The following is a 22836-nucleotide window of genomic DNA, read 5'->3' on the forward strand; positions in this document are numbered from 1 at the left end:
CTCTTTAAGACTTGCCGCCAGACTTGGGCGTTACACCCTTGGGGATTTTGGCCTGGCGCATAGCCTCGGTCTCAAAAGGCAATGGTCGTAGCGCAGGATAACTTCGACCCGGGTTTTTCTTCAGAGTATCCGCGGCAAGGGTCCGAATCTTCTTGATTCGGTTAACGTCGTCTGGGTGGGTCGAAAGCCACTCTGGACCGGACCCCGCTCCTTTCATTGCCCTAAACATCTCGAAGACTCGAGCCATCCCTTCAGGGTTGTAGCCGGCCTGCACGACGTGGCGGAATCCGTACTCATCCGACTCCCTTTCCTGGCCACGTCCGTTTGCAACGTCGACGCCAATTTGCTTTATCGCCTGTAGCACAGTCATCTGTTGCTGTCTAACTCCAAAGATTGAACCTAAAATTAGCAATCCAGCCTCTTTCTCTTGAGCCGAGTTCACTGCGCTAGCCCAGTGCTCTCGGCGAATATGAATAATCTCGTGCCCCATGACTCCGGCCAGCTCATCAATCGTCTGAAACTTGTCGATCAACCCGGTATAGAAAAAGATAGGCCCACCCGGGATCGCAAACGCGTTCACTTCTTTGGAGTCAATCACATCAAATGTAAAGACCCAAGGTTCGCTCTTCTTCTCTGCGGCCGAGCGAGTATCCAGGATTTGTTGGCCGACCTGTCGCAATAACTTGACCCTTGGATCGCTCTCAGGAAGAATTTTCTCCTTCTTTCGGAGCTCGGCCGCATACTCGGCACCCGCTTTGATTTGCTCCTCCTTGGAAGGCTTGAACATTTGGGCGGTAGCTCCACTGACCATTCCGGCGAGAACAAGTGGAAGTGCAAGAAATCTCATAGTGTCCATTTTACGACGTGCAACCCAGCCACAAGGCTTCTAAAGAGATGTTGCGAGAAATTCTGTAAAGTCTCGGAGTAGCGGAGCCAATGATATTTCTATCGCAGGGTGAAAATTCGATTCGTTCAGTAAAAAGGCAAACCTGGTAATTCAGCCTAAACCTAAAGACTGCGCGGTAAGGAACCAACACTTTGCTTGGGAGCATCCCGGATCAGACTGGGTGATGAAAAACCAACTATGAAGCGAAACAACAAGAAAAACCGAGGCTTTACCCTCGTCGAAATTATGATCGTGGTCCTTATTATCGGGATTCTCGCTGCGATCGCCGTCCCTAACTTCGTGAAGGCACGAGAATCGGCTCGACGCCAGACCTGTATCGGTAACCTGACGCAGATCAACTCGGCGAAAGAGCAGTGGGCAATGGACCAAAGGAAGACCAGCGGAGACGCTTGCGCTTCGACCGACGTTGCTCCTGCCTACATCAAGTCCTTCCCTGTATGCCCAGCTGGCGGTACCTATACCGTTGCGGTCATCGGAACCAACCCAAGTTGCACCAAGTCGGCAGCGCCTGACCTCCACGTGCTTCCGTAAGCTCCACCGGGATCTTACAACAACAGAAGTCCTCAACCAAGATTCTTGGTTGAGGATTTTCGATGAATGAGTGGGCTCAGCTTGGCGGATATGGAACGACTCTTACGGAAGGTTAATACCACTCGGCAGGAGCGATCAATGCACGCGGAACTGAGAGGAAATTAATGAGCGCTATGAAACGAAACAACAAACAAAACCGGGGCTTCACCCTCGTCGAAATTATGATCGTCGTCCTGATCATCGGGATTCTTGCCGCAATCGCGGTTCCCAACTTTGTGAAAGCTCGAGAGTCGGCTCGCCGCCAGACTTGTATCACGAACCTGAAGCAAATCAACTCGGCAAAAGAGCAGTGGGCAATGGACCAAAGGAAAGCCAACGGTGATGCTTGCGCATCTACCGACGTTGCTCCGAACTATCTTAAGTCGTTCCCAACCTGCCCAGCGGGTGGTACATACACCGTTGCCGTCATCGGTACAAACCCCAGCTGCACCAAGTCCGCGGCGCCTGACTTGCACGTCCTTCCATAACTTCGTTTTCAAGCATAAAAACCTCGGCCGTGTGTGGTCGAGGTTTTTGTTTTTGTGGAGTTTGGAACTTCTGGCACCGATAACTAGGTATGCGGCAACGCGCCTACACCTTGATGGAAATCATGATCGCGGTCTTGATCATGGGTGTGTTGGCGGCAGTTGCGATTCCGAATTTTGTAAATGCCCGTGTACGGGCGAGACAAAAGACCTGTATCAGCAACATGATCCAGCTAGAAACTGCGAAAGAGCAGTGGGCGACCGAGAACAAGAAGTCAACTGGAGATGCTTGTATGCTCTCCGACATCATCGGCCCTGGGTTGCATATCAGAACATCGCCGTCTTGTCCGGCGGGCGGAACGTATTCCGTGAATGCTGTGGGCACCAAGGCTTCCTGCACCCTGTCGGCAGCTCCCGAGTTGCACGCGCTGCCATGAGAACGAACATCAAGAGCAATGTCATTTTTGCTCTCATTCTCGGGGTTACCGCTATCGGTGTTCCTCAAATTGTTCCCGAAGGCCTGTTGACGCAAACAAGGTTTGGAAATTCTAGGGAGAACTCCAGGAAGCGCTGCTGCGTCGCCAATTTGGCCCAAATCCTCTCCGCAAAAGAACAGTGGGGTATAGACCACTACAAAAAGGAAGGTGCACAGATGGTTTGGGGAGACATTGTAGGCCCATACATCAAGAACAAACCAACTTGCCCAGAGGGTGGTATTTATGTTCTCGGCAAGCTGGGTCGCAACCCGAAGTGCATCCAAGTGGGCTACGAAACCCCGCACGTTCTCCCATGAAGATTTTTGTCCGTCCGGTATTGCTACTACTTGCCGTATTCGTTTGGGGCATCGTGGGAAATCAAATTTTCGACCTTCGGCGCGCTAACATTCGGGATGTTGGCAGTGCGCGTTCTCGTTGTATCAGTCAACTTGTCCAACTGGAATCGGCGAAAGAGCAATGGACAATGGACAACAAGGCGCAAAAGGGAGCCGAGGTTACTCTGGTTGACGTGATTCCTTCGTACATCCGAGTTTGCCCAATCTGCCCGCAACAGGGTACATATCTCCTCGGCAAAGTTGGTGATCCAGTTCGTTGTATCGGCGCGAATTCCGATACTGCGCACGTCTTGCCCTCGGCGCCTTCCGCAAACCGAGAACCGAAAACCCCCAAAGTGCCAAACTATAGAGCATGTCCCGACCGATTGTGACCGTCCGAGAGCTGCGCGAGAAATATCTGCGGTTTTTCGCCTCGAAGGGCCACATGATCCACGACTCTGGCTCGCTCATTCCCTACGACGTCACCGGACGCCTGGACGAGAGCCTCCTTTTCAACGGCGCGGGCATGGTGCAGTTCAAGCCCTACTTCCGAGGTGTCGCAACTCCGCCTCAAAAGCGGCTGACGACCGCCCAAAAGTGTGTGCGAACCGGTGACATCGACGAAGTTGGCGACGACAGCCACCTCACCTTCTTCGAGATGCTCGGCAACTTCTCGTTCGGCGACTACTTTAAGAAGGAGGCCATCGATTACTCCTGGGAGTTCCTGACTTCCTCCGAATGGCTCGGCCTTGATCCGTCGCGGCTCTCTTTCACCGTCTTTGAAGATGATCAGGAAGCCTATGACTTCTGGTCCGCTCACCTCACCGCCGCCGGACTCGATCCCTCGGTCCGTATCTTTAAGCTCGGTGACGAAACAAACTACTGGCCCGCCGGCTCCTTCACCAAAGGTCCCCCCGGCCCCTGCGGCCCTAACTCCGAGATGTTCTACTGGCAAGGCGCTGGCGATCCTCCGTCAGCCCCTTACACCACCGAAGACTGGTTGGCCGATGACGCCGCCAAGAACTGGCTGGAAATCTGGAACGACGTCTTCATCCAATACGAGTGGCAGGGAACCGAGAGCGATAGCGGCTGGATCAAAACCGGCATGCCCAACCTCCCGTTCAACGGCATCGACACCGGAATGGGCATCGAACGAACCGTCGCCGTCCTGAACGGCTACAAATCCGTCTACGACACCGACGCCTTTTCAGCGATCTTCGCCAAGTTGGACGAGCTTTGCTCCCCCTCTCCACAAGTGGAGAGGGGGTTGGGGGGTGAGGCAGTCACCGCCGCCCGCCGAATCATCGCCGACCACATCCGCACGGCCTGCTTCTGTATCGCCGACGGAATCCTTCCTGCCAACAACGGTCGAGGCTACGTCCTGCGCCGACTCATCCGCCGCGCTGTCCTCAAAGGCCAACGCACCCTCGGCTTCAACGACCTCTTCATGCACAACGTCGCCGACGCAGTGTTCGAGACCTTCGGTGGTCACTATAAGGAGCTCGCTGAACGAAAAGACATCATCGTAGAAACTCTCAAGAGCGAGGAAGAGCTGTTCCGACGCACTCTCAAACGAGGTTCTGAACTCCTCGAAGAAGCCATCTCGGATTTATCGGGCCAATCCGTCCTCTCCGGCCCCACGGCCTTCCAACTCTACGACACCTTCGGATTCCCCCTCGAAGTCACCCAAGAACTCTGCGCAGAGGCGGGAATCTCTGTCGACCTCGACGGCTTCAACCGAGCCATGCAGGAAGCCCAAGAGCGCAGCCGAGGCGCGCAGGGCGACAAGTCCGCCTACGGCGACCTTGAAGCCACCGAGGAACTCAAAACCGAAGACGCCCCTGACACCACCGAATTCCTCGGCTACTCCGCTACCGAGTCAGTGAGCAGTGTCACAAGAATCCGCCACACCGCCCCCGGCAAAGCCAAAGTTGCCCTCGACCGAACCCCCTTCTACGCCGAAAGCGGCGGACAAACCGGCGACACTGGCATTATCGGTAGCTACCGCGTCACCAACACCACCAAAAGCGCAGGCATCTTCTGGCATGACATCGAAGGTGAGAACATGGAATGGCTCCTCGGAAACGACGTGGAAGTGCGAGTCGAAAGCCCACGCAGGAGCAAAACTCAGCGGCACCATACCGCGACCCACCTCCTCCAAGCCGCCCTCCGTCACCACCTCGGAACCAGCGTGAACCAGGCGGGAAGCTATAACGGCCCCGACAACCTCCGCTTCGACTTCACCCACGGCAAAGCCCTCTCCCAAGAAGAGATCGCTAAGGTTGAGCAAACGGTCAACGAAGAAATCCTCAAAAACACGACCGTAACAACCTACGCCGACCTCCCCATCGCCGAAGCGAAAGCCAAAGGCGCAATGGCCCTCTTCGGCGAAAAATACGGCGACAAAGTCCGCATGGTCGAGATCGGCGAGTTCAGCAAAGAGCTCTGCGGAGGAACCCACGTGCGCACCACCGGCGAAATCGGCCTCTTCAAAATTGTCAGCGAAAGCAGCGCCGCCAGCGGAGTCCGCCGAATCGAAGCCGTCTGCGGCGAGGCCGCGTACGCCCTCGTCAACCAGCAGCAGAGCGACCTCAAAGAAGCCGCCGCCCTCCTCAAGACGAACCCCAAAGAGATTGTCCAAGCCGTCGAAAAGACCCTTGAACAGCTCAAAGAAGAGCGCAAGAAGCGAGAGAAAGCCGAAATGGCCGCGATGAGTGGAGAAAGCACAAAGCAAGAAACCACCAACATTAACGGCATCGAGCTCTGGGTGAAAAACTTCGGCGACGCCGACCAAAAGGTGGCGTCCCAAGCTATTGACAACGAGGCCAACGGGAAACCCGCCCAGGTGACCCTCGGAGCTGTCGTCGGCGAAAAGATCACGTTCATGTGCAAAGTCGGCCCCGACGCCCTAGCCAAGGGAGCCCATGCGGGGAACATCCTGCGCGAAGTCGCGAAGATCGCGGGTGGTGGTGGAGGCGGTCAAGCCGCGTTTGCAACCGCGGGTGGCCGAGACGCCACCAAAGTCGAAGAAGCCCTTAGCGCCGCCGCCGCGATCCTAACCGATCAGCTTTCCTAAGCCGAACCCGGATCAAGCCGCCAACTCCAACCGTCAGAGCCGCCAAAGAAGCCGGCTCTAACGATTGAGACTCACGAGGAGCCATTGATCCGAACATCGCCGGAGCATCCGCCCGCGCTCCTGCCGGAACCAAAACCATCACCGCAACCACCAGTTTCAACATCGTTAACCCGATGGATGACAGCTGCAAGATTCATGCCATTGAAGGCAGGGTGAACTCGAAAGTCGGAAGCCTGCCGCTAGTATGTGGGACTGCCTGATGCGAACGCGCGCCCCGAGCCGTTCGACCGCCTCCAACTTCCGACTTCTGACATCCAACCTGACGAAGTAAACTACTGCCTTGCTACGAACCTTCCTTGCCTCCGTCTTCCGCGCCGCCTTGACCCAGCTCGTTGAGCAAGGCCGCCTGCCAAAGGAGGTTCTAGACGTTCGTATCGAAATTGCCGACCCCAAAAACCCCGATCATGGCGACTTCGCCTGCAACATCGCCATGTCCGCGAGCAAGGTAGCCGGGAAGAACCCGCGCGAATTCGCCGAGTTGTTGGTGGAACCGCTGTCGACCTATCGAGGCGATGTGGCGTACTCGGAGAAAAGCGGTGTCGATAGCGATCCGATTGTGTCCGAGGATACGATCAGTTTCACAACGAAGACCATCATGTACGAGCTGTCCTACGAACTCTTCGACAAAATCGAAGTCGCTGGCCCCGGCTTCATAAACCTCACGCTGAACCCTGAGTACGTCGCCTCCCACGTCGGCGTCATCAACGCCCTGGGTGAAGGTGACCTCGCCAAGCAGAGCCCGGTCGAGAACCCGCTCAAGATCAACGTCGAATTCGTCTCCGTCAACCCCAACGGCCCCATCACCATCGGCTCCGGTCGAGGTGCCGCCTACGGCTCCACCCTCTGCAACATCTTCGAAGCCGCCGGTCACACCGTCCACCGCGAGTACTACATCAACGACGGCGTCAACTCGGAGCAGATGAGGCTATTCGCGGAGTCGGTGCGTGCGCTAGGTCGAGGTCAGGAGGTTCCAGAAAAGGGATACAAAGGTGATTATGTTCACGAAGTTGCCAAATCCCTAGCCGAGGTGAGTTTCGTGCAAAACGCTACGACCATCCACGAGATTGCTGGCTTCTGTGCATTCGCGATCGCGCAAACGTCGTCTCCCACAATCACCCTAGGTAAGTCCAAGAATGGCGAGTGGCTTCATCTTGGCGGGGCAGGATGGAGCCACGCTGGGCTGAGTTCGTTAGTCGATCAGCTGACAATTGAATCTGCGCGAGGGTTCTTCAACCAGGTTGATCGCAAGCTAGGGTCCCTTGGAGTCGTTAAGGATGGCTTCTCTGGAGACGTCGAAGAGCGACATGGCACTGATCCAGCCGCTCAGTGGTATGAATACTCCGTCCCACAGCACGTAGCAAACATCGGGTTGCAACGTGCTTCGGAACGTCTGATGATCGAGGCTCAGCGGTCTGCACTCGCGGCCTTCGGTGTCACCTACGACACCTGGTTCTCCGAGCAATCCCTCCACGACGTCGGAACCGTTGCCGACGAAATCAAATCTCTCGCCGCCAAAGGAATCGCCAACACCGACCCCACCCGGACCAAGCTCAAGTTAGCCAAAGGCGGAAAGATCGAGGATGTGATCATCGAATCCCAAACCGCCGATGTCGACGACGAAGGGGAAGTCCAGCAGGCCGAAGCCACCGCCGAAGGTGAAACCCTTTGGCTCCGCTCCACCAAGCTCGGCGACGACATGGACCGCGTCCTTCTCCGCAAAGACGGTCGCCTTACCTACATCGCCAGCGATGTTGCATATCACAAAGACAAGTTCAACCGCCCAGCCGGAGCGGACAAATTGATCACCATCCTCGGCCCCGACCACCACGGCTACATCGGCCGCCTCACCGCCGTCGTCGCCGCCATGCTCCTGGAGCCAAGCGAACTCGGCGAGCCCTGCCCAGACGAGTTCGACGCCAAGCTCTACCGCGACGAAAACGAGAAAGCCGCTTGCCAGAAGGCGCTGAAAGAAGCCCGCGAGAAACTAGAAGTCCAGATCTACCAACTCGTCCGCTTCATGAAGGAAGGGAAGCCTGCCCCGATGCGAAAGCGGGACGGCAACATCTACGCCCTCATCGACCTCATGCGCGAAATAGGCGAGAAGCTAAAACCAGAAGGAACGGAGCAAGAAAAACTTGAGTCCGGCAAGGACGTTGCCCGCTTCTTCTATCTGATGCGCTCACACGACACCACGTTCGACTTCGACCTCGACCTCGCCGAGAAGCAGTCCGACGAGAACCCTGTCTTCTACGTCCAGTACGCCCACGCCCGAATCTGCTCGATCCTCGAAAAAGCTGGCGAGCAAGGCGACGCCAACCTCGCGCTCCTCACCCACCCCAAAGAGAAAACCCTTATCAAGCGCATCGCCGACCTCCCCAACGAAGTCAGCCGCGCCGCCGAGGACTACGGCGTCCACCGCCTCACCACCTACGCCATCGAGCTCGCCCGGGCTTTCCACGGCTTCTACGGCGATTGCAAAGTCATCTCCGAAGATGCCGCTTTGACCGCGGCCAGAGTTCAGCTTTGCGAGGCGACGAAGAAGGCGCTCAAAGAAACGCTCGATTTGCTTGGCGTCAGCGCTCCGGAGCGGATGTAAACCCCCGAAACGAATCACCATCTTCGTGCGTCCCGTAAGACAGGAAACTCAATGTCAGAAAATCCAAATCGTAGTCTTATCGGAACCGGAATCATCGCCTTTGCGGTGATCGCCTCGACCATGCTCCTCGGCAACGCCGTCGTGCGCGCTCGCGGAGGCGGCGAGATCAAAGTCACTGGCTCCGCCCGCAAGGACATCGACAGCGATATGATCGCCTGGACGGGGCGCATCTCTTATCGTTCGGATACCATGGGAAATGGCTACTCGGCGGTCAAAACGGCGATCGGCAAGCTGACGGATTACTTAAAGAGCAAGGGCTTGAGCGAGAAAGAGATCGTCATCGGTGCGGTCCAGACAACCGCGCTCTACGAAGAAAAGAAGGAAGGCGGATACGACAACGGCGGCTACCGTTCGATCAAAGGCTACGACGTCTCCCAGGCTGTCACGGTGCGATCGACAAAGGTCAACGAAGTCGAGCAGATTAGCCGCGAGTCAACCGACCTCATCGCCCAAGGCGTTCCGCTGGTCAGCGAGACACCGCAGTTCTTCTACACCAAGATCGGTGACGTCAAGCGCGAAATTCTTGGGTTAGCCGCTGAAGACGCCCGTAAGCGAGCTGAAGAAGTCGCTAGTAAGTCTGGCGCCGGAGTTGGCGATGTTCGCGGTGTCCGCATGGCCCCGTTGCAGATCACTCCGCGCTACGACTTTGAAATCTATGACTCAGGTTTCAACGACTTGACCTCGAAAGAGAAGTCGATTTCGGCGGTTGTGACGGTCACGTTCGGTGTGAAGTAGTTCACGAAAAATGGCTCACGTCGCACTTAAGAACGATTATCCCGGCATCGGGGGACTGCTCACAAGCTTTCCCGAAACCGGGAATATCCTCCTCAACCTGGCGGAGACCTTACTGAGAGGGCCGTCGAGCCTCACTTCTGCCGAGCGAGAGACAATCGCCACGATGGTGTCGGCTGGCAACAAGTGCAAGTTCTGCACGATGTCACATGCCGCAGCCGCGCGTTCGCACTGGGGCGAGGATTCGGACATCGTTGATTCGGTCTTAGCAGGGGATTACTCTAAACTTGACGCGAAACTGTCAGCTTTGTTGGCAATTGCCGAACACGTTCGTGGGAGGGTCACCCCAACTCCGGACCACTTGGTCCAGCAAGCACGCGACGCCGGGGCTGATGATAAGGCGATCCACGACACCGTCCTCATTGCTGCCGCTTTCTCGATGTACAACCGCTATGTTGAAGGCCTCGCCACGTACGCACCGGAAGGTATCGAAGCGTACGCAGCGATGGGCGAGCGCCTGGCGAAACAGGGGTACCTGAGCCCTCGTAGCTAGTTAAAGCCAGGTAAGAACTGTGCTTCAGCATCGAAGAGTCGCTTCGTAAGCTCGCGGATCTCTGCCGGGCAGCACACGGCCGAAGTCAATGGGTCGAGCATCAGCGCCCACTCGGCATGCTGCTTCGACTTTTGCACCGCCGCGTCTGCGGCGAGGTCGAAGTAGCGCATGTTTGAGTCGCAGATCGCCGCCATTTGCGAAGGGAGGCGGCCAAACTTCGTGGGCTGGATCCCGTTATGGTTGATCAAGCAGGCAACCTCAACGCAGCCATCATGAGGGAGGTTTGAGATCAACCCCTGGTTCGGGGCAACGTTTCCGTAGACGACGATGGGAGCGTTCTTCTCGATGGACTCGATGATCCAGGCACCGTATTCGAACGACCGCTTGAGGTCAAGCTCCTTCTCGCCGGAGATCATCTTGTCACGGTTCTCATCCGCCGTCTTGCGCCATGTGGGCCAGTTGTTGGCGTAGAACGACTCCTCGCCACGGTAGCCGGTATCGGTGTACTTATCAAGAAGGTCCTTGCGCTTGCGGTAGTAGGGAAGGTACTCGGAAAGGTGGCCGCTTGACTCGGTGATGAACGCTCCAAAGTGGAGCATCATGTCGCTTCGCACGGGTTCCTTGGTGGCGAAATCCGACGATCGATCCGCCGCCATCTCCATGAGCTTGGGATAGAGTGACTTTCTGTCTGGACCGTTGAACTCCGTGAACCAGGCGAGGTGGTTGATTCCTGCACATTGCCACTGAACCTGTTCGTAGGGAACTTCGGCGAAGCCAGCCAGCATTCGTGAAGTCCCCTGGACCGAGTGGCAAAGGCCGATCTGCTGAATCTCCGGCACCGCCCGAGCTCCGGCAAGAATCATCATGCTCATGGGATTGGTGTAGTTGAGCATGATCGCCTTGGGGCAAAGCTCGCGCATGTCGCGCAGGATGTCGAGGTAAACCGGAATCGTCCGCATCCCCTTCATGAGGCCGCCGGGACCAAGAGTGTCGCCGATGTTCTGGCTAATGCCGAACTCGAGTGGGATGTCGTTATCGAACCGAACGCATTCAGTTCCGCTGACTTCGATGGAGTTGACGACATAGTCGATGCCCGTCATCAACTCGCGCCGATTGGTCGAGCCTACAAGCTTCCATTTGTCGCTTTGACCCACCGTATCGATCAGCTTCTGCATCAGGGTCATCTGAAGCTGAAGCCGAGCCCCGTCGATATCGCACAGGCGCAGTTCGCCGCCTTGGTTATCGGGGATCAGGACGACATCGCGAAGCACAGAGTTCGTAAAGAAGCTCCCGGCGCCCATCATCAGGACGTTGACTTTGCGAGGCATCGAACCCGGAAGTCCATTGCGCTCGTCGGCTTTGCTATGGTCGAGGTGCGATTCAGTGGCGGCACTCATAATGAATGCAAAGTTTAACCGCCACCGTTGAAACGCGCCTAGTTTGCAGTCGAAAAATGGATGCTAGACCGTGAAAAGATCATCAATCGACAGTCCTCTCGCCCTCATTCCATCCTAGAAGTGGTGCTATTCTTTCGCTCATCTCCGTCAAAGACCATTCCGGAAGCGCTGATTCCCCACCAAGCTGAAGAACGCGAGTTGTTCCGACTCGAAATCTGCCGTTTGAGTAGCCCACCTGAGGCATTATCGAGAACGCCATCATTGCTAAGTCATCCTCCTTGTATGGGTCCACCAACGCGAAATGTGCATAGACCTTTCCTCTCCATCTCCTCAAGGTTTCGACTTCTTCGACATCTTTTAGGGAGGAAGCGCACCTTGCCTTGAGCATTTGTTTTTGGGAGCTGGTTGGTTGCGGAGTGCTTTCAAGCCAGTCGAACTCTCTATCCTGCTCCGCTTTCATAAATCCTTGAAGCCGTATATAGCTACAGATCGATACAGTGAACCAGGCAAATGCAGGTTCAATTAGTGCTAGTTCTCGTGGTTCGAGTCCAAGCATTGGGGCATGGTTTTCAGCGTCAAACAAAGTTAGGATGTCACGTCTGCACCCCGATGACCTTTGAAATTGGTCGACTTTGAATTCTATGGCGGCCACGCTATCTCTTAAAAAGAACAATCCTGATTCAAGGTTTGCGAGCGCAAGATGTGTGTTTCGGATCATTAATGGTAGCCCTTCTTCCTGATCTGGAACTACGCCGTAAAAAGATCATCAATGGATAGGTATCTCTCGCCCGTGTCATAGCAGAAGGTAAGCACCGTCGCTCCGTCCGGGAGTTCGGGAAGCTTCTTGGCCACCGCCGCCAAAGACGCTCCCGACGAGATGCCGATGAAGATGCCTTCCTCTGCTGCTGCCCGTCGAGCGTATTCAAATGCCTCGGCTTCCTCAATCTGGATCACTCCGTCGAGAGTATCGGTATGGAGGTTTGCCGGGACGAACCCGGCTCCGATTCCCTGGAGCCGGTGGGGCGAAGGGGCTCCACCCGAGATCACCGGGGACTTGGCTGGCTCCACGGCAAAGACCTGGAGAGAAGGGAACTGGGGCTTCAAAACCTCGGCAACGCCGGTGATGTGTCCGCCCGTTCCGACTCCGGTGATGATCGCATCAAGACCGTCTGGGAAGTCAGCCAGAATCTCGGCCGCCGTCGTTCGGTGGTGGACTTCGATGTTGGCCGGGTTCTCGAACTGCTGGGGAATCCAGCTATTGGGCGTTTCGGCGGCAAGCTCTTTGGCCCGCTCGATCGCGCCCTTCATTCCTTTCTCCTTCGGAGTCAGATCGAAGGTTGCCCCGTACGCCGACATGATTTTGCGCCTCTCGATGGACATCGACTCGGGCATCACAAGGATCAACTTGTATCCTTTGACCGCCGCAACCAGAGCGAGGCCGATTCCGGTGTTGCCCGAAGTCGGCTCAATAATCGTGGTTCCCGGCTTGAGCGACCCATCCGCCTCCGCCGCTTCGATCATGGCGAGCGCGATTCGATCTTTGATCGATCCGCCCGGATTCTGCCGCTCGAGCTTCATGAAGACGTTACATCGATCCCCAAAAAGCCGGTTGAGCCGCACGTGCGGAGTGTTGCCGATTGCTTCGAGGATGCTGTTGTATTTCATTTTGGGTTGTATTTCACAAAGGAGCCAGGGGCGACGGATTCGGTGATCCAGGCGTTTCCACCGATGATCGAGCCACGACCGATGACAGTCTCGCCGCCGAGAATCGTTGCATTAGCGTAAATCAGAACATCGTCTTCGATGGTGGGATGGCGTTTCGATTTCGCCATTTCCTTCGAAATCGAAAGTGCGCCGAGGGTCACGCCTTGATAAAGTTTTACGCCGGAGCCAATGACCGTTGTTTCACCAATCACAACTCCCGTGCCATGGTCGATGAAAAACCTTTCGCCAATCTGGGCGCCCGGATGAATATCGATTCCAGTCTCTCGGTGGGCCTTCTCGGTGATGATTCGAGGGACGAGCTTGAATCCTTGCAGATGAAGGAAGTGAGCAAGCCGGTAGTGGGCGGTCGCAAGAAAGCCAGGATAGGAGAGAATGATTTCGTCAAGCGTTGTTGCGGCCGGATCACCAAGGAGAATCGCATTGGCATCCAGCACGAGACTTTCCCTGATCTGCAAAAGTGAAGCAAAGAGTGATTCAGGTCTCAGAGTGGGCAGCTGAACCAGTTTCGAGAGCGATTCGGTTAACTGCGATATTGATTCAAGTCGCTCGCGCACAACTTTGTCCTCACAGTCCGCACTCTTGCAGAGTTCAGGAAAAAGCGCAGAGAGCACTTGTCCAACCCACTGCTCCGACGTGTGCTTTAGCGACAGCAGCGGCCGACTCGCATGAGCGATCTCGATAAACTGCTGGGTGTAGTCGGTTTCGCTCATTGTCCTGAAATACGACTTCATCGTACCGCCCGTCGCAGGAAAGTGGAACCCGTCGCAACGTCCAAGGTATTCTTATCGTATACCTACTTGAGTGTCTAAGACTCAAATGGTTTAACGCCATAATAGTAAGTAAGAGCCAACATGGGAAAAACAGTAGGAATTGACTTAGGAACTACCAACAGCGTCGTCGCCGTCATGGAGGGCGGTGAGCCAGTCGTTATCGCAACGGCCGAAGGCTCCCGAACCTGCCCATCCGTCGTCGGCTTTAAGCAGAATGGAGAGCGCCTCGTGGGCGTTACTGCAAAGCGACAAGCGGTGGTAAATCCGGACAATACAATTTCGTCGATCAAGCGATTCATCGGCCACCAATTCAGCGAAGTCTCCGGCGAGCAGAGCCGAATCAGCTACAAACTCAAAGCCGGGAAGAACGGGCAGACGGTTGCCTATGTGCCCGCTCTCGATAAGGAGCTAACCCCCGAAGAGGTTTCGGCAATGATTCTTCAGAAGCTGAAGACTGACGCGGAATCGTATCTCGGTGAAACGGTCGACCAGGCGGTCATCACTGTTCCCGCTTACTTCAACGACGCTCAGCGAACCGCAACCAAGAACGCCGGGGAGATCGCCGGACTCAAAGTTCTGCGAATCATCAACGAGCCAACCGCTGCTTCTCTGGCCTACGGGCTCGATAAGAAGGCTAATGAGACCATTCTGGTCTTCGACCTTGGTGGAGGAACGTTCGACGTCTCCGTCCTCGACGTCGGCGAAGGCGTTTTTGAAGTTCGCTCGACCAGTGGCGATAGCCACCTTGGCGGAGACGACTTCGACAATAAGATCGTTGACTGGCTTGCTGCGGAGTTCAAGAAGGACCAGGGCGTCGATCTTCTAAAGGATCGTGCGGCCGTCCAGCGACTTCGTGAGGCTGCAGAGCGAGCAAAGATTGAGCTCTCGAGCCAAATGTCGACTCAGATCAACCTTCCGTACGTCACGGCGGTTGACAACGAGCCGAAGCACCTCGACTACTCCATGACCCGTGCGAAGTTCGAAGAGCTGACCAGCGACTTGATGGACCGAGTCAAGAAGCCATTCAACCAAGCGCTCGAAGACGCAAAGATTAAGGCCGGCGAAGTCGACGAAATCATCATGGTTGGCGGCTCCTCACGAATGCCCCAGGTTCAAGACCTGGTCAAGAAGCTCACCGGCAAAGAGCCGAATCGCTCGGTTAACCCGGACGAAGTCGTTGCCATCGGCGCGGCCATCCAGGCCGGAGTCCTTGGCGGAGAAGTCAAGAACATCGTTCTCCTCGACGTCACCCCGCTGTCGCTGGGTGTCGAGACCCAAGGCGGAATTTTCGACAAGCTGATCGACCGAAACACCACGATTCCAACTAAGAAGAGCCGGGTTTACACAACTGCCGCGGATAACCAGCCGGAGGTCGAAATCCACATCCTTCAGGGTGAGCGACCAATGGCTCGCGACAACAAATCGCTCGGACGCTTCCACCTCGCCGGAATCCCGCCTGCACCGGCCCGGGTTCCGCAGATCGAAGTCACCTTTGATATCGACGCCAACGGAATCCTGCATGTTAGCGCGCAGGAGAAAGGAACCGGTGCCAAGCAGTCGATCACGATCACTGGTTCGGGCAACCTGAACCGTGATGAGATTGAGCGAATGGTTCGAGAGGCCGAAATGAACGCCGAAGCTGACCAGCAATTCCAAGAACTCGCCGAGTTGAAGAACAAGGCCGACAGCCTTGCCTCCCAGACCGAGAAGACACTTCGAGATGCAGGTGACAAGATCGACGAGGCGACGAGACAATCGGCAACCGAGAAGATCGAGGCCGTTCGAAAGGCGGTCGTGAGTGGATTTGAAGAAGAAATCAAGACCACCTACGCCGACCTCGAACAGCTTTCTCACTCGATTGCTGAGAAGTTGTACGCAGCTTCCGGAGCCGAAGGCGGAGTTTCTGAAAACACGGCTACTGACGGCGAAGAAGTCATCGACGCCGAGTTTAAAGAAGAAAAGTAAGGACAGCCATTAGCGGTCTGCCCTCAGCCCTCAGCGCTTAGCTGGGGGCTGTTTACTGTTCGGGTCGCGCATTTTTGTGCAAGAGATATTAGGACTGCTCGCTGATGTGTCGGGATTAGCTATGCTTGTTCCTATGGATTTCCGAGTCGTGCGTCTATTGCTTACCGTTTCTACTCTCGTCGGAGTCACAAGTCTGCCACTTGCCCAAACCTCAAAAAAGCTCAACCCTGAGTTTCTTATGGAGAAAATGACGGGAAAATGGGTGATGCGGGGGACGATCGCCGGGGACAAGGTCACGCACGATGTCACTGCGGACCGGATTCTTAACCGTCAATATGTCCGCATTCACGAAGTCTCGCGCGAGAAGGACTCAGCCGGAAAACCTGCGTACGAAGCATGGCTCCACATTGCCTGGGACAAAGCGAACGAGGAGTTTGTGGTCATGTGGCTAGACAATACTGGAGTCACCAACTTTTCTGCCGACGGAGTGGGACACGGAAAGCCGGTTGGTGACCGGATCCCGTTCGTCTGGAAATTGGCCGACGGGAGCGGAATTCATAACACGTTTGCTTACGAGCGCGAGAGCAATTCGTGGTCTTGGAGCATCGACAACGTGGACAAGTCTGGGAAAGCATCTGCTTTTGGCCGGGTGACGTTGAAGCGGAAGTAGAGGTTACAAGCTGGGCTGGCGAATGGCGAATGGCGATTGGCTCGGGTGTTGGGTCGATTGTCAGTGCCACCCGAGGACTTCTCCAGCCCACGCGGTGGTTCGTCGCGCTGCTTTAACGGCTTGCTCGCCGTCGGCTAAGCGCAACTAGGCCAAGACCCAGACACGCAAGGGTCGCGGGTTCAGGTACAGCGGCTACGACAGACACGTTGTCTAGAGCGGGACCGAAAGAAGTTGCGTCGAGGCTCGCAAACTTTAGAGTCGCTGCTGTGTCATCTGCCACGAAGCTGAATGATTTTTGCACCCATCCGATGTTCGGTCTAGAGAAACCTGTGGTGTCGAACGTATAGATTTGGGAGAATGAATCTACAGTTACTTGCGCGTTCTTGACCACCGGGTTACCGTCGGGGTTTCCGGCAAAAAAGAATTCGACGCTGTAGGTGGTGCCGGGAACCGTGACGAAAGACTGCTCTACCGAGCCAGCAAAGACTCGGGACAGATCAATACTCTTAGTGCCGTGTTGGGCAGTCCAATAGCTTTCGATCCAGTCGACGTTTGTCGCGGACCAACCGGGGAGAATGTTTGACGTACCGGGGATGGGCTGAACACCAGCAGAGCCGGTATAGTTACCTAGCTCGAAACTTCCGTTGACAAGAATATTGGCCGAAGCAGATACAGAGATGGCCGAGATGGCAAGTAGGAGCGCGACGCGAATTGTGAACACTCGCAAATTTTACAGCGATATTGCGATTATTCGGCTAGTAGAAATGCTAGTCGTAGCCAATGTGACTCAAGAAACTTCCGGTGCTACCACAATCGCAATTTGGACGCAATGAATCAGCGTGCCGTGATCCATTTGGGGAGTTTTGGGTTGGAGGCATGGAGGAACACTGACAAGCTGGGCGGACGGAGGGCGATTGGCTCGGGTGGTTGGTCGCTTGTCGATGCCAGACTACTTCCTACCTAGTTTGCCAGAAATTTGGATTTTATTAAACTTGCCTAGCAGAGGGTCAGATTTTATAAGAAGCAAAGGTAACATCCCGGCGTGAAGGCAAGTGAGTTAAGACGAGGTACGGCTGTCTTGGTCAGTATCGTTTTCGTACAGATCAGTAATGCTCAGTACACGGCAACAATTCTGAACAAAACGGGATTTGCTAACCCCAAGCCATCGGGTGCTAGCGGAAGTGCTACCGTGGGAACGGGAGACGTCACGGTTGGGCAGGTTCAGATTCCCCATGCCATGCTGTGGACCTCGCCGGGAGCAACTCCAATTGATCTTAACCCAGAGGGGTTCATCCAAACCTTCGCTACTGCCTCAACCGGTACAAATCAGTACGGATACGGGTACGGAGACGTAACCAGCTCGCGTTTTCATGCGCTTAAGTGGTCGGGGACAGCAGGAAGTTACGAAGATCTTAATCCCACGGGTTATCAAACAACGCAGATTTTTGGAGCTCATGGGAACTCGCAAGTTGGGATTGGTTTTGGTTTGATCACAAACAACACATGGAGGGCGATGCTGTGGCAAGGAACCGCCAATAGCTTTGTCGACCTTTCACCAGGAACGGTCTCCTCTGCGAAAGCAGTCGGGGTCTGGGGATCTCAGCAGGTTGGGAACACCCAAGTGAATGGAATGCATGCGCACGCGGCGTTGTGGAGTGGGTCTGCGGAATCCTGGGTCGACCTTCATCCGGCATCTTTTACACGAACCGAGGCCACTGGAGTTTGGAATGGGGTGCAAGTTGGATTTGGAGAGAGCACGGCAACGGGCAACCAGAGCCACGCTTTGCTTTGGCGAGGGTCGGCGGCTTCTGTTGTTGATCTTAATCCGACCGGTTTCTCGTTCTCGCAAGCTCTCGCGATCTCCCAAGCTGGCCAAGTGGGATTTGCGTATGGCGCGGCGACTTCTTTTCGGAGTCGTGCTGGGTATTGGAACGGTACAGCTGGCTCGTTCGTCAATCTCCATTCTCAGTTGACGGGGCTTGGAGTGAACTTCATTGAGAGCCAAGCCACGGGCATCGTGGATAATGGCGACATCGTTGGTTGGGGTTTCGACAGCGCCAGTAACTATCACGCATTGAGGTGGTCGCAACCTGTTCCCGAGCCGGCCACGGTGGCCGCGCTTGGTCTCGGATTGGTTGGTTTGGTTCGCAGACGTCGACGCAACTAGGTTGCGGTAGCGGCTGAAAACTGACGAGCTGGGCGGGCGGATGGCGATTGACTGCTCGACGCTAGTATGGTCGAGTCTTGGGGTGCATGGGAATTCCGTCTAGCGTGATCTTAAACCGGCGGGTAACGATAATGGTGAGTAGATCGAGATCTTCGGCTCGAACGTTCGAGGTGAAGTTCCAATCACCGTTCAGAGCACGGTGTACTTTGCTCAGTTGAGCGGCATGGAAGGTTTTTGACTTGGTCGCTACTGCATAAGGAACTTCGATCAACTTTCCTTCTTCGTCAACCGCCAGCCATGTGCTACCGTCCCTTGTAGGATGCTCAACGTATGCGTCCAAGTCAAAGTCTGGCTCACTCAATCCGATCTTGAATTTGCTCCTTATGAACATCGTCTCAGGAACAATCCTTGCAGGACCGACCTCAACGGGGCTCACAGTATCAATACCACCAAAAGTAAGAACGAGCTGTCCTAGCTTAGCCGAGCGAGTGTTGCGCAAGGAAAAGCCAGACACCCGAAAGGTCACCGAAGCGTCGGCCTCCACCTTGGTCTGCTGTTCGTTTTGACCAACGAGAACGGTGACGACTTGGTAGTTCCACATGGCGTCAGCGTAGGAGACTCCCATACCGTAGCTGTTTCGATAATTGCTCGTCACATTGCCAACGATTATTTGTGGGTTAGAGTAGGGGGTGCCGTCCTTGTGACTCGTGCGAAAATAGAGCAGCCTACACTCTCTTTTGAACATGGCCGGAAACGTCGGCACGTTTGGACCTTGCAGGTAGAGTTCCAACATCTTCTCAAATGCAAGATCTCTCATGCCTTGTACGTCCCAAGCATGAACCGACGTCGGCGTGACCCTGGCGATCCGGTAAAGGGGAGTCGAGTAGGGCAGTTTCTTGCTCACTACTTTGGAAACCCACTCCGGTAAGTCGGGTGTCGGCTTCCATGCAGTGGAAAGATCCCCGGGGTTCTGGGCGGTAAGCACTAACGCGGCAACGTTTAGCAGTGAGAGCATTTTCTTTCTTCGATTATAGGTCAGATTTCTCGAGCCAGGTAAAAAGGGACGGTGTCAGACGGGCGGTACCGGCATTGGAGGAATCCGAACGGGGAAGGGCGGACTTGTTTCGTGACCTCTACATGCCTGGACTTCGCGCACTTGTTCGGTCGCGACGAATTGAAAGACGTGATGGTTCGCTCCTTGCTCAGCGATTGCTGCTACTACGGAGCTCGGTTGCACGGATTCGTCGTGATGTCGCACCACATCCACTTAATCGTTACTCCAAGCGAGACAGAGGAGATTTCGGACCTAATCCAAAAAATCAAGCGAAACTCGGCCAAGGCAATCAATCCGTTGCTGAATGATCAGGAGCGTGCTCAGCTGAAGGACCAGATCGGGCTGAATCAGCGGACGTTTTGGATGCGGTCTTTTCGTGGACTCTTGGTCGATTCCGAGAGGGTCTTTCACCAGAAGTTGGACTATATCCATACGAACCCGGTCCGAGCCTCGCTGGTGGGTCGCCCGGAGGAGTACCGGTGGAGCTCGGCGCGGATGTACTTAGATGAGGTGCTTGACGACCACTTCGTGCTCTCCACGGAGAAGGCTCTGCGACTGTTCTAATACTTCCGATGCCTCCACAGTCGCACTGTGGAGGCATGATTGGTCACTCCGGCTGGTACGGATGCTGTTCAGATGGTGCCGTTCCGAGCTCGTAGGTTGCTCTGCAGGCTGGTCGTCTTAGCCTCCACAGTACGACTGTGGAGGCATCGGTTCTGGCTCTTTTGCTCCCGTGCCTGATGCCGCAGCAGTCTCACTGCTGAGTGCTTGTTTGGGTGCGAGACTTGCCTGGGGGCTGGTCGTTATCGCCTCCACAGTGCGACTGTGGAGGCATCGAGAACAAGCTGGGCGGGCGAATGGCGATTGGCACCCCAGCACGAGTCCCTAGTTAGCCCACGAAGTGGCTCGTCTACTTGATGTTTAGATCAGGCGCAACCTCTAACTTAGTTCCATCCTGGAAGATAATCGCGGCTGGCTCGAATTGAAGTTTAAGTTTCGATTCGTCGGCATCACGCAGTTTTTGATCCTCCGCCATAAACTGGTTGAAGTCTATCTTGCCTGTCCAAGTGACAGTCTTCATAGCAGGAACCGTCTCGTCGTGGCTCAACTTTATTTTTTTGATGGTATCTCCAAACATGTCGAGGAACTTCAGTTCACCTTTGAATCCAGAAATGTCCCTTGTAGACTTGTTTTGGAACCCGAGGGTTACAATAATCGAGTCTGAAAAGTCACCCCCGTTCATCGGATCTGCTGCTCTCACTTTCTTAGAAACTAGAACGACACTGAGTGTTTGATCCACTTTTTTCATGAACTCTTCGCGCTCAGCTCGAAGTTTGTCGGCGAGTTTCTTTTCTTCTGCCTCTTTGGCTTTTTGCGTTGCTTCGATGTTTAACTGCTCAGCAATGGCCTCTTCGATAGTAACCGTCCCCAGTTTCGATGTACCGCCGAACGCTTCTGCCATCTTGGACCGCATCATGTATCGCCCAACAATCTGTCGATCTTGGTCAGACAACTTTTCGAGGGTGGGCTTAAGCTCCTTCTCCCATGTCGAGGCATCGCTCGGTAGAACCGTCTTTTTCGGATCCGCACATCCGAGCGCAAGGAACAGAACTAAACCAGATAGCAACAAACAGTAGCGATTCATATTAAGTGAGAGTTTCCCGAAGAGAGCATATCCTACAACTGAAAACAGATAGTACGTTCAACTTGGATTGCACTTTGTTTGTCTGCTCGGCACCAGATCAGCTTTGGTGATAATCATGCTTTCGGAGCCAGTCTTTGGCGGTTTGGATTTGCTTGTGGGTGAAAAGGTCCCAGAATTTCTCGTTGGCGAGTAGCTGTGCCTCTACAGTCAAGTCGAGCCTTTTCCGTTCTAGCAGAGCTGTGAATCCGATAGAGACCTGGGGCTTATTGAGAAGTTGTTTGGCTGTCTCAAGTCCACCGAATTGACCTAGCATCTTCTTGAAGATGGTTGCGTTGTAGCCCGCTTCGGATTTTGCACGATTGTAGATGGAGACCATCAGTTCGTGAAACTCTTGTTCAAGCTGGGTCATCAACTCGTTCTCCAGGAATGAAGTCGTCTTCTAGCCAGCGAACAAACGTGTTTGCGTGGCGCAGATACGTTCCCTTGGTGTTGATGCTCATACTGGTTGCTTCAACCTCCTCGGTGTACTGTGCCAGCGCGAGTTTGATCTCAGCGAGTGCGGAGGGAGTTACTTTCATCCCTTGACTGTATCACGTTTGGAAGAACACTGACAAGCTGGGCGGACGGAGGGCGATTGGCTCGGGTGGTTGTTCGCTTGACAGTGCCACCCGAGTCCTTACCCAGCCCACGAAGTGGCTCGTCGGAACCTTTAGCCTCGGGATCGCGGATCCCGAGGCATCAAAGTGGCTCTGCAGCGACGAAGTGGCCAGTTGCAAGACCTTGTTTCAATATTTGCTATGCAAAGAGCCTACAAGTAGTATATAAATACGTGGTATGGAACACATCGAACAAACCAAGGAAATTAACCAGATCGCGGTCGCCGGGAAAGTTTTCGGCAGCATCAACGAACACGCCTTTAACGGAACGGTAACAGGAACGGCGAACAGAGCGACAGGTCACGTAAGAAACATCTATCATGGAATCGATCCCGCAATTGGGGCAGAGCTGAGCCGAATCGTACTGGGCCTAACGATTGTTTGCTCTGATATGGCAATCGAAGTCGGCACCGCGCGCAACCTAAACTCGATCGCGCCGATGCAGTCTATGCGACGGCTTGCGACGTACAGGCTGCCAAATCACACGATGCAGTGCTTGCAAACGGTGATCTGGCCTGTTCAGAATATCGCCGTGGTTACCATGGAGTACTCTGGTACTCTACCAGTCGTGAGCGGAGAAGGCCCCCCAATTCCAGACGTGATCTGCGACTTCCAACAGACAGGGCCGCAGACGATTCGTCAGTACGGGCAGACTCATGCTTCATTTGGAGCTGAGGCACTTCCGCTATCGGTGGAAATCGATTACTGGATCAACGTTCACCGAATTGCATGGTCTAAATCGGAAAAACAATGTCTAGCAAACGAGAAAAACTCGTCTAAATATGATGCTACTCGCAGAACGATCACTTACGACACTCATGTGAGGATGCTAGAGGCAAGCTGAGCCATTATCGGAGCCACTTGGTGCCTCCAACCCGCAACAGTGGGGGCACTAAGCGCCAGGACCTACCAGCCCAAATTGTTGCTCTCCGCAAAT

24 protein-coding genes are annotated in these 22836 nt (G+C 54.9%); 13 read left to right on the forward strand and 11 right to left on the reverse strand.

Annotated elements, in window-relative coordinates:
• Positions 1-4: 4 nt before the first annotated feature.
• A complete protein-coding gene (locus WCK51_12515) occupies positions 5-847 on the reverse strand; it encodes a M48 family metalloprotease (protein ID MEI7577708.1) in 843 nt (280 codons plus the stop codon).
• A gap of 237 nt (positions 848-1084) precedes the next feature.
• Between WCK51_12515 and WCK51_12520 the strand changes: the two genes are divergently transcribed.
• The 4 genes from WCK51_12520 to alaS all read left to right on the forward strand — a co-directional run bounded on the left by WCK51_12520 (position 1085) and on the right by alaS (position 5849).
• Positions 1085-1438 carry a prepilin-type N-terminal cleavage/methylation domain-containing protein gene (locus WCK51_12520; protein MEI7577709.1) on the forward strand — a complete coding sequence of 118 codons (354 nt, stop codon included), beginning with the start codon at positions 1085-1087 and terminating at the stop codon, positions 1436-1438.
• Positions 1439-1611: 173 nt separating this feature from the next.
• A complete protein-coding gene (locus WCK51_12525) occupies positions 1612-1965 on the forward strand; it encodes a prepilin-type N-terminal cleavage/methylation domain-containing protein (protein MEI7577710.1) in 354 nt (117 codons plus the stop codon).
• Between the two features lie 89 nt (positions 1966-2054).
• The gene (locus tag WCK51_12530; GenBank protein MEI7577711.1) at positions 2055-2399 is read left to right on the forward strand and encodes a prepilin-type N-terminal cleavage/methylation domain-containing protein; all 345 of its coding nucleotides are present in this window, start codon (positions 2055-2057) and stop codon (positions 2397-2399) included.
• 747 nt (positions 2400-3146) lie between these two features.
• Positions 3147-5849 (forward strand): alanine--tRNA ligase, encoded by a 2703-nt coding sequence (gene alaS / locus WCK51_12535; GenBank protein MEI7577712.1) that lies wholly within the window; start codon positions 3147-3149, stop codon positions 5847-5849.
• Here the strand turns inward: alaS and WCK51_12540 are convergent.
• Complete coding sequence (locus tag WCK51_12540; GenBank protein MEI7577713.1) at positions 5809-6012, reverse strand: hypothetical protein; 204 nt, start codon at positions 6010-6012, stop codon at positions 5809-5811. The genes alaS and WCK51_12540 overlap by 41 nt on opposite strands.
• 177 nt (positions 6013-6189) lie before the next feature.
• On the opposite strand from WCK51_12540, the gene WCK51_12545 reads away from it, so the two are divergent.
• The 3 genes from WCK51_12545 to WCK51_12555 are packed head-to-tail and all read left to right on the forward strand — an operon-like array spanning position 6190 to position 9850.
• A complete protein-coding gene (locus WCK51_12545) occupies positions 6190-8505 on the forward strand; it encodes an arginine--tRNA ligase (protein ID MEI7577714.1) in 2316 nt (771 codons plus the stop codon).
• 51 nt (positions 8506-8556) lie between these two features.
• Positions 8557-9300, forward strand: coding sequence for an SIMPL domain-containing protein (locus WCK51_12550; protein MEI7577715.1), 744 nt, complete (start codon positions 8557-8559; stop codon positions 9298-9300).
• A gap of 10 nt (positions 9301-9310) precedes the next feature.
• Positions 9311-9850, forward strand: coding sequence for a carboxymuconolactone decarboxylase family protein (locus tag WCK51_12555; protein MEI7577716.1), 540 nt, complete (start codon positions 9311-9313; stop codon positions 9848-9850).
• Here the strand turns inward: WCK51_12555 and WCK51_12560 are convergent.
• The 4 genes from WCK51_12560 to WCK51_12575 all read right to left on the reverse strand — a co-directional run bounded on the left by WCK51_12560 (position 9847) and on the right by WCK51_12575 (position 13703).
• On the reverse strand, positions 9847-11247 hold the full coding sequence (locus WCK51_12560) for an alpha-glucosidase/alpha-galactosidase (protein MEI7577717.1): 1401 nt from the start codon (positions 11245-11247) through the stop codon (positions 9847-9849). The two genes, WCK51_12555 and WCK51_12560, sit on opposite strands and share 4 nt — an antisense overlap.
• An 82-nt stretch (positions 11248-11329) precedes the next feature.
• Positions 11330-11965: a hypothetical protein gene (locus WCK51_12565; protein MEI7577718.1), complete on the reverse strand. Its 636-nt coding sequence runs from the start codon at positions 11963-11965 to the stop codon at positions 11330-11332.
• A 29-nt stretch (positions 11966-11994) separates the two neighbouring features.
• Positions 11995-12912 carry a cysteine synthase A gene (gene cysK / locus WCK51_12570; GenBank protein MEI7577719.1) on the reverse strand — a complete coding sequence of 306 codons (918 nt, stop codon included), beginning with the start codon at positions 12910-12912 and terminating at the stop codon, positions 11995-11997.
• Positions 12909-13703 carry a serine O-acetyltransferase gene (locus WCK51_12575; GenBank protein ID MEI7577720.1) on the reverse strand — a complete coding sequence of 265 codons (795 nt, stop codon included), beginning with the start codon at positions 13701-13703 and terminating at the stop codon, positions 12909-12911. The genes cysK and WCK51_12575 overlap by 4 nt, the downstream gene beginning before the upstream one ends.
• A 120-nt stretch (positions 13704-13823) precedes the next feature.
• Here WCK51_12575 and dnaK point away from each other — a divergent pair, with 120 nt between their 5' ends.
• A complete protein-coding gene (gene dnaK, locus WCK51_12580; protein MEI7577721.1) occupies positions 13824-15707 on the forward strand; it encodes a molecular chaperone DnaK in 1884 nt (627 codons plus the stop codon).
• Between the two features lie 133 nt (positions 15708-15840).
• On the forward strand, positions 15841-16377 hold the full coding sequence (locus WCK51_12585; protein ID MEI7577722.1) for a hypothetical protein: 537 nt from the start codon (positions 15841-15843) through the stop codon (positions 16375-16377).
• Between the two features lie 112 nt (positions 16378-16489).
• On the opposite strand, the gene WCK51_12590 is transcribed toward WCK51_12585, so the two are convergent.
• A complete protein-coding gene (locus WCK51_12590; protein ID MEI7577723.1) occupies positions 16490-17098 on the reverse strand; it encodes a choice-of-anchor C family protein in 609 nt (202 codons plus the stop codon).
• 108 nt (positions 17099-17206) lie between these two features.
• Between WCK51_12590 and WCK51_12595 the strand changes: the two genes are divergently transcribed.
• Together WCK51_12595 and WCK51_12600 are read left to right on the forward strand one after the other, a co-directional pair.
• On the forward strand, positions 17207-17341 hold the full coding sequence (locus WCK51_12595) for a hypothetical protein (protein ID MEI7577724.1): 135 nt from the start codon (positions 17207-17209) through the stop codon (positions 17339-17341).
• Positions 17342-17419: 78 nt separating this feature from the next.
• A complete protein-coding gene (locus WCK51_12600) occupies positions 17420-18544 on the forward strand; it encodes a PEP-CTERM sorting domain-containing protein (protein ID MEI7577725.1) in 1125 nt (374 codons plus the stop codon).
• Between the two features lie 61 nt (positions 18545-18605).
• Here WCK51_12600 and WCK51_12605 read toward each other — a convergent pair whose 3' ends face one another.
• The gene (locus WCK51_12605; protein ID MEI7577726.1) at positions 18606-19559 is read right to left on the reverse strand and encodes a hypothetical protein; all 954 of its coding nucleotides are present in this window, start codon (positions 19557-19559) and stop codon (positions 18606-18608) included.
• A 111-nt stretch (positions 19560-19670) separates the two neighbouring features.
• Here WCK51_12605 and WCK51_12610 point away from each other — a divergent pair, with 111 nt between their 5' ends.
• On the forward strand, positions 19671-20162 hold the full coding sequence (locus tag WCK51_12610; protein MEI7577727.1) for a transposase: 492 nt from the start codon (positions 19671-19673) through the stop codon (positions 20160-20162).
• A 346-nt stretch (positions 20163-20508) separates the two neighbouring features.
• Here the strand turns inward: WCK51_12610 and WCK51_12615 are convergent, their stop codons facing one another.
• The 3 genes from WCK51_12615 to WCK51_12625 form a co-directional block, all read right to left on the reverse strand.
• Complete coding sequence (locus WCK51_12615) at positions 20509-21243, reverse strand: hypothetical protein (protein ID MEI7577728.1); 735 nt, start codon at positions 21241-21243, stop codon at positions 20509-20511.
• Positions 21244-21340: 97 nt separating this feature from the next.
• The gene (locus WCK51_12620) at positions 21341-21652 is read right to left on the reverse strand and encodes a hypothetical protein (GenBank protein ID MEI7577729.1); all 312 of its coding nucleotides are present in this window, start codon (positions 21650-21652) and stop codon (positions 21341-21343) included.
• Positions 21639-21821, reverse strand: coding sequence for a hypothetical protein (locus tag WCK51_12625; protein MEI7577730.1), 183 nt, complete (start codon positions 21819-21821; stop codon positions 21639-21641). Before WCK51_12625 ends, WCK51_12620 begins: the two co-directional genes overlap by 14 nt.
• 256 nt (positions 21822-22077) lie before the next feature.
• Between WCK51_12625 and WCK51_12630 the strand changes: the two genes are divergently transcribed.
• A complete protein-coding gene (locus tag WCK51_12630; GenBank protein ID MEI7577731.1) occupies positions 22078-22743 on the forward strand; it encodes a hypothetical protein in 666 nt (221 codons plus the stop codon).
• Positions 22744-22836 lie beyond the last annotated feature (93 nt).

The sequence above is a fragment of the Armatimonadota bacterium genome, from assembly GCA_037138755.1.
In the GTDB taxonomy this organism is placed as follows: domain Bacteria; phylum Armatimonadota; class Fimbriimonadia; order Fimbriimonadales; family Fimbriimonadaceae; genus Fimbriimonas.